A 16694-nucleotide genomic window follows, 5' to 3' on the forward strand; every position below is an offset into this window, starting at 1 on the left:
GGGTTGTCTACCGAGAACCATGTTTCCCTGAACCGCCACCAGCGGAGTCGTTCCCCAGGGAACTAACTTGGGATAACCGTTCCTCCAAATGCATCCGTTGTTCCATCTTGTGCAGGAAATAACCCGTCATCATGGCGGATGCCAACAAACCCGACAAATTCTCTCGGTTCGTCGTAATTTGAACCTCAAAGTTCTCCGACGGCAGGACACCCACCAGTCCCTGAACGTTCTGAGAGATAATTTCCTTAATTTCCGGGCTGACTGACTTGGCAACCCGCGCCAACACTTCGGGCGGTTGATGCTGTAAGTATTTCAGCAGCTGATTCGCTTCGACATCTTCATCGTGGGAATTCAGAAAGTCAGGTTGATAAACCATGAGGATCCTAAGTAGCTCAAGTGCTTATTTTCTACTTTAAACCATTGTGCTGGGCAGATGCCTCCTTCCCGGTTGGGATTCCAAACCGGCTCAGAGCAAGCATTATCACACAAATAAAAGTCTGTCAACTCCTCAAGAGGTAAAAATTTCCACCCTCGCCCAGATTCCCCCTCAAAACACCGCGAATTCATAAAATCCGGTAAATTTAGGATTGACAGTTGACTTAGATAGAAAAATCGTGCATAATAGCTATGCTTTGGCGAAATGCTTAATCTTACGGGTTCACACAACCCCATCCGATTAAACTCTAGCCGAATTGCTCGGGGGCGTGGCGGAATGGTAGACGCTACGGACTTAGAAAACTGAGCCTTATTGGAGAAATCCTTTAAGTGACCGCTCTCAAATTCAGGGAAACCTAACTCTGGTAACAGACAAGGCAATCCTGAGCCAAGCCGAAATTTCGGAAGGTGCAGAGACTCGACGGGAGCTACCCTAACGTAAAGCCGAGGGTAAAGGGAGAGTCCAATTCTCAAAACCAGTGTTCTGGCAGCAACGAAAGTTGCGGGAGAATGAAAATCCGTTGGCTGGAGACAGCCGTGTGGGTTCAAGTCCCACCGCCCCCATACTAATCTAAAATTAACTCAAGTCGTTTCTATCCAGTTGGTAGTCACGACTTTCGTTTTTATCTGGAGTCCCCGGGTCACAGTCACTGCGATCGCCCTCAGCAGTTCAAACCCCGTCGGTATTGAGCGTCCCTATCTCCACTACGATAGAAGCATTACCTTGAAAACAATAAAATATTTATGTGGCCTCGCATCAAGTCCATCCTGTCTAAACTGCTGCTGGTCCTTTCTCTGGTAGCCTTCTTCATTTTAGGAGAAAGTCACTTAGCGGTCCAACCTGCTTGGTCAGAAATCCGCCAAATCGAAGAAGCACCGGGTCAAGTCCTTTATCAATCTCAACATAGCTTACGAGATCAGGCCGGGTATTCTTGGCAAGTTGTCCTTTTTAAACAAGTTAAAAACGCCACAGTGACGGGAGTCAATCTCCGATTAGTGGGATTTCCAGGAGTCGCGGAGTTTTCCCATCCCCAACCGCTTCAAATTAAGATAGAGACCGGGGAAATTTTCACCGCAGAAGATGAGTTTGGGGACCAGTCTCCCGCCCCAAATGTGGGGCAGTACGATTTTAAATCCCTGCTGTTGAAACTGCCCATTAATCAGCGAACTGTATTTCTTTTACCTCTGGCAGGCGATCGCGTGACTACCCTACAAATTCCCCCTTCTATCATACTAGAATGGCAAATAATCGCTCAAAATTGAAACTGTTCCCGTGATCTAGGCTTGCTGAATTCAGTGTAACCGCCTGTTATTTAATTTATGGCTCCAAAATTCATCATGCACATTCCTTCCATGATATTAAAATCATTTTTCTGATAAAAATCAAAAGGAAAGCCATCCTTAGATGTAAATAAAATAATAGTTTTAATATCTATTATTTCGAGATGGTTTTTTAATGCAGCCATTAATTTAGACCCGACTCCCTGTCTTTGGCAATGAACCGAAACAAACATTTCTTTCAGGTAAAAATAGTCCCCAATATAATAGGGTTCTATATTTCCCAAACAAGCCCCTAAGAGATTGTTGTCTCGAATTGCCATCCATCCCAGAAATTTAGGGGAATTATAAAAACAAGTCAATTTTTCCCAAGCTTTTTCTTTAGTCCACTGGTCATTCCACGGTTCCGCATTATAAGCTTCCATTAATAGCTCAGCACATTTTTCTAAGCTTTGAATTGATTCAATTTTCTCTATTCTGAAACCGTCGATTCTATTTGCCATTGTTGGGATATTGAAGGTGTAAAAAATAACTGATTTTCCTATCAGAGCGTGTTAGACTAAGGGGATATAATCAAAGTCTACTGCTGTCAAGTTATTATATAGAAGTTCCTGGACTTAGGAGCTACCGATCTCTCGTGAGCAAGATACTCCCACGAGATCCCCATCCTATTTGTACCTTACTCGCCTGGGAAACGCTATAATTAAAACTCTAGCTTTGGCTTTGTAAAGTCCATTTTACCTCTTAGTCCATAAGTTAGCAATGCTACGGTTTAAGTTGATTAAACGGCTAAAATACGGACGCGACTCAGATTTAACGGGGTGGAACAGGGAGCAAGAATACCTAATTAAACGCTTAGGCGCTTTAGTCTGGATCTATAATTTCATTTCATAGCTTCACCTCTCCCGCGCAGCACCCTTGTTCTCTTTAAAATTTTTAAGGGTCTGATTCTTTATTGATGGAGTGCTTTATTAACAAAAATGAACGCAACTCAAACCTTTTCCTCGGTCTATGGACCCGTCTCCTCTTGGCGGTATGGCCGATCGCTGGGGATTGACCCCATTGGTAGTATTTCGACTTGTTCCTTTAATTGTGTTTACTGCCAACTGGGAGAAATTGAGCAGAAAACGGGCGATCGCGCTATTTATATTCCCACCCAACAAATCCTCGACGAACTAGAAGGGTTTGCACCTTGGGATGTGGATGTAATTACCCTCAGTGGCAGTGGAGAACCCACGTTAGCGTTGAATTTAAGGGAAATTTTACAGGGAATTGCCGATCGCACCCATCGTCCCACATTAGTGCTGACCAATGGGACAACATTGGCGGATCCCGAAGTTCGGAACGCCTTGGCGATCGCGGACCGGGTTTCTATTAAACTTGATGCCGTATCGGAACGCCGATTTCAAGGGGTAAATCGCCCTATTAAGGGGATCAATTTGGCAGATATTTGGGCAGGAATTGAGCAGTTTTGTCACGATTATCCCGGAGAAATTGGTATTCAAACGATGCTATTGTCTCCGTGGGATGCTCAGACAAAAGCAGAATATATGAGTGCAGTGCGATCGCTCAGGGTGGATGAAATTCAACTGAATACTCCCACCCGTCCCAAACCTATAAACCGGCAATTAGATGGACGGGGAAATCATCATCCCCAGGAATTTCGCCCCTATCCGGTGCAGATTTTGCCCTGTCTCAATCCCGAGGTTTTACAAGACTTGGCGAGGGAGATTGCTGAGACAACAGGAATTGCGGTGCGATGTGCTCCGGCATAATTTTGGCGATCGCCGGTCCATCCCGAACAAGGTTATCATTTCTTGATGGCTGAATGAGGGCGATCGGTCAATATATCCCTGAATACCAGGAATTCGCCGTTCATGTTTTTCCTTGAATTGATCCCATTCAAGGGAAACTCAATTTAAGAAATTTTCCAGTTGTAGACAATTCAATGATACCCTAAACTCAATATATCCATTGATATCACTGAATTTATGAGCCTGATTCCAGGGTATTCCCAAATCCAGGAAATTCAATCCGGCCTGAGAACGGTCATTTACCGTGCCTATAGTAAACGGACGCAACAACCCGTTATTATTAAAATCCTCAAAGCAGAATTTCCGCAAGCTCAAGATATTGCCCGATTTAAGCATGAATATGAAATGATTCGGGGTCTGAATATTTCAGGCATTGTGAAGCCTTACTGCTTAGAAAAGTATCAAAATGGTCTAGCTTTAGTGGTAGAAGATTTTGGGGGGCATTCTCTCAAAATTTATCGGGATAACCACGAGATTAATCTAACAGAATTTTTACAAATTGCGATTCAACTTGCGACAACTTTAGCCCAACTTCATCACAATCAGATTGTTCATAAAGATATTAAACCTCATAATATTATTATTAATCCTGAGACTGGGGAAGTAAAAATTGCAGATTTTAGTATTGCAGTTTGTGGGGCGAAAGAAACTCAGGAGGTAATTGCCGTCGATGCAATTGAAGGAACGCTGGCTTATATGTCCCCGGAACAAACAGGGAGAATGAATCGGGCGATCGACTATCGCACGGATTTATATTCATTAGGGATTACCTTTTATGAATTGCTCACGGGACAGCTACCCTTTCAAGCCAAAACCCCCTTAGAATGGGTTCATCAACATATTGCTAAAAAGCCAATTCCCCCAGATTTTCGTAACCCAGAGATTCCAGCGGTTCTCTCGGAAATTGTCATGAAATTAATCGCGAAAACTCCCGAAGACCGCTATCAAAGTGCCTGGGGGGTAAAGGTTGATTTAGAAATTTGCCTACACCAATTGCAAACCCAAGGCAGCATTGATCCCTTTCTGATCGCCCAAAGCGATCGCACTGGAAAAATAGCCAGTCCCAGAAAAATTTACGGACGCGATCGGGAAATTGCAATTCTTCAGTCTACCTTCACGCGCATCAGTCACGGTTCTCGGGAAACCCTCTTAATTGCAGGACATTCGGGCATTGGTAAATCCGCTTTAGTGCGACAACTTCAGCCTTGGATTCGACAACATAACGGGTATTTTATCTCCGGTAAGTTCGATCACTATAAACAAAATATTCCCTACCGGGCCCTGGTGAGTGCCTTTCGAGAATTAATTCGCCAACGGTTAACGGAACCCCAAGATATCCTCGAAGAGTTTATTGAAAGTCTCCAAAAAGCGTTAGGAACCAATGGCAAAATCATTGCTGATGTGATTCCCGAAATTGAACTGGTAATCGGGGAACAGCCCGAGGTTTCGGACCTATCTCCCACGGAAGCTCAAGCGCGCTTTCATCGGACTTTTAAAGCCTTTGTAGAAGTTTTTACCCAAGAGAAACATCCCCTCTGTTTATTTTTAGATGATTTGCAATGGGCGGATTCCGCTTCCTTAAAATTAATTCAGCTTTTGATGACTGAACCGGAGAGCAAATATCTATTGTTAGTAGGAACTTATCGCTCCAATGAGGTAGATGCTACGCATGGGTTAATTTTTACCTTAAATCAAATGCAAAACAATGGGGCTGTGGTGAATGCCATCCCTTTGAGAGGATTGGAACCTCAAGATATCCAGGACCTCCTCAGCGATACCCTGAATGTGGCGGGCGATCGCATCGAATCTTTGGCTCAATTTATTTATAATAAAACTGATGGCAATCCGTTCTTTTCCATTCAATTACTCCAGTCTTTAGCCCAGGATAATTTATTAACTTTTGATTTTGAAAAGGGAGAGTGGCAGTGGGAGATCAATCGCCTCCAAGGGACAGAAATTACCGATGATGTTATCGAACTCACCCTCACCCAAATTCACAAGCTGCCCGAAGCAACCCAAGTGCTTTTAAATTTAGCCGCTTGTATTGGCAATCGCTTCGATTTAAACGTCCTCACCTGGGTGAGTGAAGGCCAAACCTCGGACACAATTCAGCAATTATATCCCGCCCTCCAGGAAGGGTTAATTGTTGCCGTCAGTGAACCGGAAATTATTCCTGAAATGGTCCAAGATTTAGAGAGTTTGGTTTTACTTGATGTGGCAGCGATCGAAACTTCCTACAGATTTATTCACGATCGCGTCCAGCAAGCCGCTTATTCCCTGATTCCTGAAGACAAAAAGAAAATTGTTCATTTAAAAATTGGACGGTTACTTTTGCAAAATGTCCAAGTAGTGGAGTTAGAAAACAAGATATTCGATTTGGTCGAACATCTCAATTTGGGGTATGAACTGATCAGCGATCGCCGCGAACTTTGCAACTTGGCCCAACTCAATCTAGCTACAGGTCAAAAAGCAAAAGCAGCAACCGCTTATGAACAAGCCCTAAGATATTTGAATTTTGGCCTACAACTTCTGGGTGAACTGGGTTGGGAGGAAGAGTATGAACTGACGTTCCACTTATGCACTGCTGCTATAGAAACCGAATATTTACAAGGCCATTTTAATCAAGCAGAAGAGCTTTATAATGCAGCGTTTAACCATGTAAAACTTTTATTAGATAAAGTTAGACTTTATGAATTAAATATTCAAATCAATGTGGCTAAAAATCGTCCAAAAGTAGCCTTAAAAACTGGTTTGAAAGTTTTAACGCTTCTCGGAGTACCCCTACCCACTCAAGATAAAGCAATTCGATCTTATGCCAATCACCTCTTCCAAGAACTACCCCAAGATACTCATCAAATTGAAGCCTTAGCCAACTTGCCCGTGATGACTGATCCGCATAAAATCGCAGCTATAAGGGTACTGATGACCATGACTCCTGCGGCTCATCTGATCAGTCCGGCTTTATTACCTTCGGTTGTTTTTACGATGGTTAAACTCTCAATTGAATGGGGCAACTCCCCCCTCGCCGCTTATGCTTATGGCATTTATTCCATGTTGTTATGTGGGATACATTTAAAAATTGAAGCCGCCTATGAATTTGGACAATTATCTATGCGGGTACTCAATCAATTTAATGCTCCTGAATTAAAAGCTAAAGTTAATGTATTATATAATGCTTTTATTAAAAAATACAAATTTCCTGCCATTTTATCTCTACAACCCCTAGAGGATAATATCCAAACGGGTTTAGATACTGGGGATATAGAATATGGCTTTTATAGTGCCCTTCATCATGTCAATTTTATGTTTTTTCTCGGGGAGTCCTTAGACGTAGTACAGCAGAAACAAGGACAGTATCTGGAGAAAATGGAGCAGCTTAAGCTAGAATTTCATATGACCTACGCTCAAATCTGGCGGCAAATGGTTCTAAATTTACAGGGAGAATCGTCCGAACCTTGTGCTTTAGTAGGGTCGAGCTTTAATGAACGAGAAATCTGGGGGATTTGGATTGAACAAAATCAAGTTATGTTACTGTTTATTGCCTCGTTTTGTAAAACCTTTTTAGGCTATCTCTTCGAGGACTATTCCCAAGCAGTCCAATCGGGAGAATTAGCAGAAAAATATGGAAAAAAAGGATCGGCTTTACCCTATTGGTCTGAACATAATTTTTATTATTCTCTGTCTCTCTTAGCCCATTGCGATCGCCTAGATAAACGGGCTAGACAAACCACACTCCGGAAAGTCACTGAACACCAAAAACAGATGCAACTATGGGCAAAATTTTCTCCCACAAATTTCCGACATAAATATGACCTAGTAGAGGCAGAAAAAGCACGGGTGAAAGGGCAAACCTTACTTGCAATGGAGTATTATGACCGCGCCATTCAAGGGGCTAAAAAATATCGATATATCCAGGAAGAAGCCATTGCCTACGAACGCGCTGCCCTTTTTTATTCTCACCTCGGGCGAGATGAAATTGCCCAAACTTATTTGAAAAAAGCCCATTATAGTTATGGACGTTGGGGTGCAACAGCTAAACTCAAAGCCCTAGAAGCAAAATATCCAATGGGGATGGTGCAATCCACTCCCCTAGATGAATATGCCCATTTCGGACAGATTACCAGTACCTCCACCTCCACCAGTACCAGTGCTCATAATCGCGGTTTAGATTTAGCCAGTGCCTTGAAAGCATCCCAGGCGATCGCCTCAGAAATTGTTTTGGCTAAACTGATTGAAACCTTGATGACCATTCTCCTAGAAAATGCCGGTGCTCAAACTGCTTTTCTGATTTTAAAACACAACGGTAAATTAGGATTAAAAGCTACCGCTTCCGTAGAAACTTCAGAAGTTATCTTGCACGACTATACCCCAATCACTGAGGATTTAATCCTGCCTTTATCGGCAATTAATTATGTAATCCGCACCAAACAAAGCCTGGTTTTAAATGATGCCCGCTATGAACTCACCTTTAGCACCGACCCCTATATTCTTAAAAATCAGCCTAAATCTATTTTATGTACCCCCATTCTCGATCGCGGACAACCGATCGGGCTACTTTATTTAGAAAATAATAGTGCCAAAAGTGCGTTTACCCCCGAACGCCTGGAATTTTTAACCGTCCTCTCTTCCCAACTGGCTATTTCCCTAGAAAATTCCCTGCTGTATGCCAATTTAACTGCCGCCAGCGAAGAACTAAAACGCGCCAATGAGCAATTAGAAGAAGCGAACCAAACCCTGGAACTGAGAGTGCAAGCGCGTACCCAACAACTAAAAGATAAAAATCAGCGTTTAAAACACGCAATGCAGGAACTTAAACAGACCCAGACTCAACTGATTCAAACTGAAAAAATGTCGAGTCTCGGCCAAATGATTGCCGGAATTGCTCACGAAATTAACAATCCCGTTAATTTTGTCTATGGGAACATTACCCATGTTGGGGAATATATCCAAGATTTGCTTCACTTAATCGAACTGTATCAAGAACACGCACCGGAAACACCTCAAGATATTCAAGAAGAAATCGAGGCGATCGAGCTTGATTTTATTTTGACCGATTTGCCTAAACTGCTTTCTTCTATGAAAATTGGGGCTGAACGGATTCGGTCCATTGTTCTCTCCTTGCGCAATTTTTCGCGCTTGGATGAAAGCGAAATGAAACAAGTCGATATTCATGAAGGGATTGAGAGTACCCTGCTGATTTTGCAGCATCGCCTCAAAGGAAATCCAGGACATTGCTCCATTGAAATCATCAAAGACTATGGTGAACTCCCCCAAGTCGAATGTTTTCCAGGACAGCTAAATCAAGTATTGATGAATCTATTAGCCAATGCGATCGATGCCTTAGAATGCTATAGAAAAGAGGACGCAGAGACTGGATTATCGGAACTTCCGGGGAACGGGGAACCCAGTTCGCGCCGGGGTCCAACGATTCACATCCACACGACAAAAGTTAGTCCAAATTCAGTCTCGATTCGGATTGGTGATAATGGACCGGGTATTCCCAAAGCGGTGCAAAAACGCTTATTTGACCCCTTTTTTACCACGAAACCCGTGGGGAGTGGTACGGGGTTAGGGTTAGCTATTTGCTATCAAATTATTGTGGAAAAACATGGAGGTCAAATTCATTGTAGTTCCCAACCCCCCCAAGGTGCAGAATTTACCCTGGAAATTCCGATTAAGCAACCCCTACATCGTCGGGTAGAGTCCTGATGGATCAAAAATTAGAACTGGATTCGTGGGACTAGGAAAAACAAACCAGGTTTTTTGACAAAGTTTTTGCTGAACTCCTACAAATTGCAGCGGTTAAAAACCGGGTTTTCTTGACAACATCGATGCTAATTGCCTAAAGTTAGTGCATAAACCCGGTTTTTGGTCCCCATTTAGTTACAGTTAATAATGTGGACTCTCATCGGAATTTCTTTCATTAGTAGGAGAGAGGTCCTCTGGTAATTGCGCGATGTCTTCAATCCTTTGCAACTTCACCGTGTTGTAAGTCTTGACCAAATCTCGTAGGGTCCCATATTCCGTCGTCATGCCAAAGGTGGCGGGAGTCACCGGGTCCTTGTAAGTAAAATGGCGATAAGTCAAACAAAATCGGTCCCAAGATGACATCTGAATCCGAAAAATTTTGATAAATAATTCGACCAAAAACCCAGCTAGGGGAATGCGAAAGATGATATTCTTATTTAGGGTGGCGCAGATTTCTTCTATAGCGCGGTCAACGGTGACTGCTGGATTTCCTAAGACAAAAGGTCCGGCGGGTTCGGGAGGATTGTCTACCAGATGAACCACCACTTTGGCAATATCGCGAGCATGGATGAAGTGAAAACTGCCTTCGGCTTTAAAGAAGCGAATCAGATTAATGTGTTTAAGGATTTCTGGCATTCCCCCTGCAACGTGCGAGTAAGGTTTGTGTTCATCTCCTCCAAAAACCAGCGTTGGATATAAGGTGGTAATGCGTGAGGCGATCGGCAATCGAGTGAAGCGGCGCAAACAGTCAAATTTAGAACGGATATATTCCGTTCCCATTTGTCCTGATTCTTTGAGTAATTCGTTATTTCTATCCAGAATACTGGCAGTAGAAAAATAGAATACCTGTTCACAAACTTCGGGATCTAAAAGCTCTAACAATTGCAAAGTTTTGTGGACATTAACATCAAAAACTTCCTGTGCACCTCCCCAGGCAGTGGCGACTAAAATCGCCATATCCATTGTTTTGAGAAGCTCCCCATACTTATCAATCTCGCGCATATCCGCTGGGACGATGGAAATACCGGGTCGAGCCTCTAAGTCCACTCGGAGTTTCTCCGGATTTCTGACTAATAGAAAGAGTTCATGGTCCGTTTCTTGAATTAAAGCCTCGGTTAGGTAGTGACCAATACAGCCACTTGCGCCGGTTATGAAAATACGCTTTTTGGGTCGATAGTAATTTGAATACACGGGAGGTATGGCGACTAGGGTGGTGTGGGAGCGTCAGATTGTCGAACGTAGATTTTAGATTTTAGAGTTTAGACCGTTTTTTGTCAAAAAGGATAGTCCATAGAGGGGGTTTGACCCCATCTGATGGGGGAAAGGGGCGATTAGAAGGGGCTAATCCCTGGGCGATCGCCTCGATTGAATCCTTTGGGAGTGGGTACAGGATTCAATAGGATAGGGCAAGAACCCGGGTTTCTTGCCCTCATTTGTGGCTAAGTGCTACAAATGAGGTGAAGAACCCCGGTTAGTCTGGCCTTGACGATACCGGGGTCTGGGAGGCGATCGCCTCAATGGGGATTAGCTATGAACTGCCAATAATTTATCCGCCTGCTTTGCCGTTTCAAAGAAGAACGCCACATTTTCCTCGGGGGTGCCTTGTAAAACACCATGCCCCAGATTCAAGATATGACCTTGATTCCCTGCTTTGCGAATGGTATCCAGGATGCGATCGCGGATGAAATCATGGGACCCAAATAAGGCACAGGGGTCAATATTCCCTTGCACACCGATATTTGCACCTAGTCGCTTGCGTGCCTCAGCCATATCCACAGTCCAATCCACGCTCACGATATCAACGCCTGACATCGCCATCCGTTCCAGAATCCCCGAACTGCCATTAATGTACAGAATCATCGGGGTTTCCGGGTGGGCTGCCTTCACCTGATCCACCACCCGTTTTTGATAAGGCATGGCAAAGGTTTCGTAATCTTGGGGACTCAGTTGACCCGCCCAGGAGTCAAACATTTGGATCAACTGAGCACCGCAATCGATTTGGTAGCAGGCATAACGGGCGATCGCATCAGCGATTTTTGCCAAAAACGAATGCAACATCGCCGGTTCTCTAAAAGCCATGCCCTTAATCACGGTATAGTCCTTAGAAGACTTACCCTCGATCGCATAAGCCGCCAGAGTCCAGGGCGCACCCACAAACCCCAACACCGTGGATGCCGTCCCCACTTCCTTGCGTAACGTCTCCAGAATCGGACGAATAAACGGCATCGTCTCCTCCGGTTCCAGGGGATACAGCTTATCAATCTGTTCCTGAGTCCGAATCGGGGGGTCAATAATCGGTCCCCGACTTTCGATAATGTCGAAAGGAATGCCAATTCCCGGCAAGGGAGTCAGGATATCCGAGAACAGAATCACCCCATCCGGTTGAAACGCCCGCCAGGGTTGCAGAGAGATTTCGATCGCAATCTCCGGATTTTCCGAACGTTCCCGAAACGAGGGGTATTTATCGCGCAGATCTCGATAAACCTTCATATAGCGCCCCGCTTGGCGCATCATCCAAACGGGGGGACGATCTAATTTTTCCCCGCGCGCTGCTCTTAGTAGATAAGGAACTGGGCTAGAACCAGCCATTTAAACTTCACCTTAAATTTTACTTAAATGCCATTGTTCAGCTTACCATTCTGCGTCAATTATTTTTGTTTTTTTGCAGGGGCTTCCAGATAAAGGCTTTTAAAAGTTAGGCGATTTTAAATATCACATTTTTGACTATTTAACCGGAGAGTTAATATTTTGTAATATTTGGGGTTGGGTAGAGAGGTCGGTTTATTTTAACTGTCCCTGGTGTATCTCCAAAGCCAGTGGAGGGAAAGGGGTAAACCTGTTTAGGCGATCGATCGGGCAAAAACTAGGCCAGTTATTGGAAATAGCGTTAATCTACCGGGGCGATCGCCCTTTCTGTGAAATGAACCCAATCCAAGCGCAAATGCTCCCCAGATGGAAGTGGGCGAGGGGTAGTGAATTTTGATGCGGGGAGGGGTCTCTCGGGATTCCAGCCCGTTATGCCCCCTTGTTTGCATAAAAATTAAAAATTTTACAAAAAATGTTTATATATGCAGGTTGACAAGTCTAATTTTTTTACATTATGCTAAATATGACCCTTGTAATGAAAAAAAATATTCTCTATATGGCAGATAACCGATCTAAGTGGCCGTCCGACCTAGGGCCGACCCTAGCGAAGATAAGAAACAACGCAAGTCTCAAGCAAGGTCATATTGAGGCTGCTCTTGAAGAGCAGGATGTCACCCTCGCTCAAAGCCGGATCTCCCGCATTGAGAAGGGCACGGTCAACCCTTTAAAGCCAGAAATAGAGGCATATCTGAGTGCGATTGGTACAGATGAGGCCGAAGATTATCGTCAATTCCTCGTCGATCAATCTTGGGAGAATCTCGAGCCCCCTTCATTCTGGAATCCACAGCGTAAAGACTTGTGGGAAGCCGAGACTTGTCTAAAAAAACTCAAGCGATCAATCTCCGCCGAAGCGCCTGAGTATATACGCCGTCAAGCTGAGATGCATCAAGAACGAATTCAGCAAGAAGCCGAATATTTGGGATCTCTTAAACATTCCATTGCTTATGTGGGTTCTATTGGTGTTGGGAAGACAACAGCGATTTGCCATATCACAGGGCTGCTCATTCCCAAAGCCAAAAGACCAGCACTTAAAAACGCTCTTTCAGTGGCTGCTGGCCGTACAACTGTGTGTGAAGTTAGCATTAAAGTTGGACCGAAGCTGGGAATCCGAATTAAGCCCCAGACTCCGGAAGAAATTGATAAGTCAGTAGATGATTTATGTGCTAAGCATTTTTCAGAAAATCAAGAGCAACAAGACGGGGAACAAGCAGATCTGGTCGGAATTGTTCCCGCAGAAATAAAGCGGTTATTTTTGAATATGGCAGACTTAAATGAGGAGAGTTTGTCAGAGTTGGCAAAATCTTGTCAAAGCCAAAATAGTTTAGTAGCAAAATTTAAGGAAAAACTAAGGCTACATGACAGGAAGCGAGAGGAAATCTGGTTTGAAGAGGAAAATTACAACTGGACGGAGATGACATGGCTACAAGAAACATTTAAGGCTATCAATTATGGAAATAACAAAGAAGTTACAGTTCCGAAGCAGATTGATGTTATCGTACCGGCTGGAGTAGTCCCAGATTCTGACTTTGAATTAGAAATTATTGATACCAGAGGTCTGGATAACGAAGGAACTACGATCCGCCGGGACATCATCGACTGTCTTGATAATTCCCGAACCCTTACGGTATTATGTTCTAAGTTCGCCGATGCACCCAGTTCTCAGATATGCGATATCATCGATCATCTGATTAACGAAGGTTCCCAAAAGGTATTGCAAGAGCGAACAGTCATTCTATGTCTTCCTCAAAATGCTGAGGCTGAAGACATTACTAATCCCGAAACGGGAGATTTTGTCGAGTCCACAAAAGAGGCTTACGAGCTAAAGAAAAAGGAAGTCGATAATAAAATACGGCCAAAGCTAAAAAACTGGGACGAAAAGGATATTCCAGTTTTATTTTTTAATGCGCAATCAGAAGAGGACGAGCCATCGGAAATATTTGCTGATTTACTGAAAAAGATTGGTGAGTTACGTGAGGCGTCATGTCGTCGATTACAGAATGCGACTAATGCCCTCCTTATTCTGATTCAAAATCAAGAAGAAGAAGATGCTAAAAAAGCCTATGAAAAAGTCAAAGAATCGGTCAAAAACTTTTTGGATGAATATGGTCAACAACCTTTAAAGCTATACACAACTTATCGATTTCTCCTACAAGAAATAGAAAAAAGTCACCAGAAAACAATTCGGGCAACGATGAGACGACAGGGGCGATATGATAATCTTGATATTTATTTGCTTCTGGGAAAGGGGGCAAGAGAAGTAGCTTGGGTAGCTACTTATGTCATTTTTCATCGTTTTGAAGGTATGATTGATGATGGCTTAAAACGCGAACCGATTGTTAAAAACTATGCAGAAACATTTTTGAATGAAATTTTAGTCAACTGGAAGATATGGCATGAAGATTTTTTAAGAAAGACAGAATACTTGGGTGAAGAAATATACAAAATGCGGTTAATTTCTTCTTATTTGCTATGGTGGGAGTGTAATGAATGTCAAGGTCGAGGCTATAAAAAAGAGGTTGTAAAAAAAATCAATGATTGGTTTAGAAAACAAGAGGATTTGGAAAAGAATTTAAACCATCAAATTCAAGAGGCATGGCAGGAAAAGGTTTTGGCAAAGTTGGCAAGGCTAATAGAGGATGAAATAGAACTAGCAGAGACAGATTGAAATTAGACATTGCTCAAAGGGGGCGATGCCCCCTCTAATGCTGGTTTTCCCTTTGTTTTCGATTAAGAAAGAATCGAGATGTGATAGGATAAATTAATAAAATAATGGATGTTATCTTTAGAACCAGCAAACTCAAAAAAGAGTTTAACGATCGCCATCTCCTAGAAAAGCGCCAAGGCCAAATTCGAGCTAAACTCATACACAGAAGACTGGATGACCTCCGAGCAGTAGATATACTAGAAGATATGCGAAATCTTCCAGGGCGCTGTCATGAACTGCGGGGTAATCGGAGTGGACAGTTATCTTTAGATTTGGATGGCCCTTATCGCTTGATTTTTAAGCCTGCCAACGATCCAGTGCCTCAAAAACCGGATGGGGGACTCGACTGGAGTCAAGTCACTGCTGTTACAATTATTGATGTGGAGGATACCCATCAATAATTTCAGAACCATGACCCAACCCATAGTCAATCAATATCAACCTAACTTCGTGTCGCCTCCAGGGGAAACTTTGCTGGAGACGTTGCAGGAACGAGAGATTCCAGTCGAAGAATTAGCTGCAAAAATGGGAATTTCTGAAGTTGCGATCGCCTCTCTAATCAGCGGTAACACACCCATTACCCCAGAAATTGCCGTACAGTTAGAGCAATTTTTAGGCATACCGGCTCATTTTTGGAATAATCGCGAACGCCATTATCGCGAGTATTTAGCCCGATCGCAATCCCAGGCGATCGCAGATAAGCTGTAGAAACTGGGTTTCTTCTCCCTGCGATCGCCTACTTTACTAACGCGCTACACTCCAGTTATCCCAAAATCTTGGGCGGTGAGGTAGGTAACACCTTGGAGGATGGCAAGCACTTTACCGCCACTGCTGATGGTGGTGACTCCTCCTTGGGACTGGATGGAGAGTTGACCCCAGGTTAAATGAGGGGCTAAAGTGAGTTGATCGATGCCGGATTCAAAGTCCGCGATCGCCTTAGTCCCTCGTCCATTGCCAACTATAAAGCGATCGCTACCGCTACCTCCGATTAGGGTGTCATCGCCATCTCCGCCACAGAGGATATCATCACCCTGCTCGCCTATGAGGATATCGTTGCCGTTACCTCCGCTTAGAAAATCATTCCCCTTGCCACCGTGGAGAGTGTCATCTCCCTCTCCGGCACAGATGATATCATCACCCTGGTTGCCATTGATGAAGTCCTCTCCAGATCCACCACTGATGTAGTCGCCTCCATCTTGATCCGCCAGGGAAGCGTCTGATGGACCGCCGTAGATGGTATCATTGCCTGCATCACCGATGAGGGTATCACTGCTGCGATCGCCATAAATTAGATCGTGATCGGCTCCCCCCCAAGCGATATCATTATCCTGGCCGCTGTAGATGGTATCATTGCCTTCATTGCCGCTGAGGTAATCATCCCCTTGATTGCCATAGAGAATATCTCCCTCATCGGTTAGTAATTCGGAGTCAGTCCAACTCCCGCCAAAGACGGTATCACTGCCTTTATTGCCGTAGAGGACATCCCTGCCGCGATCGCCCCAGATTAAATCCTCATCCTTGCCACCATATACCGTATCATCCTCTTGACCGGCAAAGATAGTATCGTTTCCTTGGTTGCCGTGGAGTTCGTCACTGCCTTTGCCACCTTCTAGGCGATCAGCATCTCCCGGGTTATTTTCCCGTTCACTCCCTTTCCCTCCGCGTATCGTATCATTGCCATTCGCTGCATACAAATGATCATCACCATCTTCGCCATACAAATGATCATCCCCAGCATTACCCAACAGCGCATCATTCCCATGACCCCCAATTAACAGATCCCCATCCTCACTGCCAATGGCGATCGTCTCGGTTGGGTTATATCCCCCAACTGTCGAAAAGTTAGGTGACTCGGGAAGATTCATCTCGCCGCAAGGTTTCCCGTCTTCCCCAAGTTCGTTCGCTTCCCAAGGCAGTGAGCCCTTATTTTCGCCTTCCCCAACCATCACAGGAGGAATCGTCTCAGAATTACCTCCGGGTGGAATTATCCCAGAATTATCTTCTGGAGGAATCTCTTCTGAATTATCTTCTGGGGGAATTGCTTCAGAATTATCTCCGGGTGGAATTAT

Annotated in this window: 11 protein-coding genes; 6 read left to right on the top strand and 5 right to left on the bottom strand. The window is 44.1% G+C overall.

Annotation, left to right across the window (positions count from 1 at the left end; translation table 11 throughout):
• Positions 1–7 precede the first annotated feature (7 nt).
• Positions 8–376 carry a DUF760 domain-containing protein gene (locus NG796_RS06545; protein WP_207089587.1) on the bottom strand — a complete coding sequence of 123 codons (369 nt, stop codon included), beginning with the start codon at positions 374–376 and terminating at the stop codon, positions 8–10.
• An 803-nt stretch (positions 377–1179) separates the two neighbouring features.
• Here NG796_RS06545 and NG796_RS06550 point away from each other — a divergent pair.
• On the top strand, positions 1180–1698 hold the full coding sequence (locus tag NG796_RS06550; RefSeq protein ID WP_261205095.1) for a DUF3122 domain-containing protein: 519 nt from the start codon (positions 1180–1182) through the stop codon (positions 1696–1698).
• 50 nt (positions 1699–1748) lie between these two features.
• Here the strand turns inward: NG796_RS06550 and NG796_RS06555 are convergent, their stop codons facing one another.
• On the bottom strand, positions 1749–2216 hold the full coding sequence (locus NG796_RS06555) for a GNAT family N-acetyltransferase (RefSeq protein ID WP_261205096.1): 468 nt from the start codon (positions 2214–2216) through the stop codon (positions 1749–1751).
• A 477-nt stretch (positions 2217–2693) separates the two neighbouring features.
• On the opposite strand from NG796_RS06555, the gene NG796_RS06560 reads away from it, so the two are divergent.
• Positions 2694–3488 carry a radical SAM protein gene (locus tag NG796_RS06560; protein ID WP_261205097.1) on the top strand — a complete coding sequence of 265 codons (795 nt, stop codon included), beginning with the start codon at positions 2694–2696 and terminating at the stop codon, positions 3486–3488.
• A 216-nt stretch (positions 3489–3704) separates the two neighbouring features.
• Positions 3705–9236: an ATP-binding sensor histidine kinase gene (locus NG796_RS06565; RefSeq protein ID WP_261205098.1), complete on the top strand. Its 5532-nt coding sequence runs from the start codon at positions 3705–3707 to the stop codon at positions 9234–9236.
• Between the two features lie 180 nt (positions 9237–9416).
• On the opposite strand, the gene NG796_RS06570 is transcribed toward NG796_RS06565, so the two are convergent.
• Both NG796_RS06570 and hemE read right to left on the bottom strand, forming a co-directional pair.
• Positions 9417–10466, bottom strand: a complete 1050-nt coding sequence (locus tag NG796_RS06570; protein ID WP_261205099.1) for an NAD-dependent epimerase/dehydratase family protein — start codon at positions 10464–10466, stop codon at positions 9417–9419.
• A 333-nt stretch (positions 10467–10799) separates the two neighbouring features.
• Positions 10800–11864, bottom strand: a complete 1065-nt coding sequence (gene hemE / locus NG796_RS06575; RefSeq protein ID WP_261205100.1) for a uroporphyrinogen decarboxylase — start codon at positions 11862–11864, stop codon at positions 10800–10802.
• A 532-nt stretch (positions 11865–12396) separates the two neighbouring features.
• On the opposite strand from hemE, the gene NG796_RS06580 reads away from it, so the two are divergent.
• The 3 genes from NG796_RS06580 to NG796_RS06590 all read left to right on the top strand — a co-directional run bounded on the left by NG796_RS06580 (position 12397) and on the right by NG796_RS06590 (position 15333).
• A complete protein-coding gene (locus NG796_RS06580) occupies positions 12397–14586 on the top strand; it encodes a helix-turn-helix domain-containing protein (RefSeq protein WP_261205101.1) in 2190 nt (729 codons plus the stop codon).
• A gap of 104 nt (positions 14587–14690) precedes the next feature.
• Positions 14691–15026: a type II toxin-antitoxin system RelE/ParE family toxin gene (locus NG796_RS06585; RefSeq protein WP_261205102.1), complete on the top strand. Its 336-nt coding sequence runs from the start codon at positions 14691–14693 to the stop codon at positions 15024–15026.
• Between the two features lie 10 nt (positions 15027–15036).
• Complete coding sequence (locus tag NG796_RS06590; RefSeq protein WP_261205103.1) at positions 15037–15333, top strand: transcriptional regulator; 297 nt, start codon at positions 15037–15039, stop codon at positions 15331–15333.
• 44 nt (positions 15334–15377) lie between these two features.
• Here NG796_RS06590 and NG796_RS06595 read toward each other — a convergent pair.
• Positions 15378–16694: calcium-binding protein (locus tag NG796_RS06595; protein WP_317619281.1), on the bottom strand; the 1317-nt coding region annotated here is incomplete at its 5' end.

The organism is Laspinema sp. D2d, assembly GCF_025370755.1.
Lineage (GTDB): Bacteria > Cyanobacteriota > Cyanobacteriia > Cyanobacteriales > Laspinemataceae > Laspinema.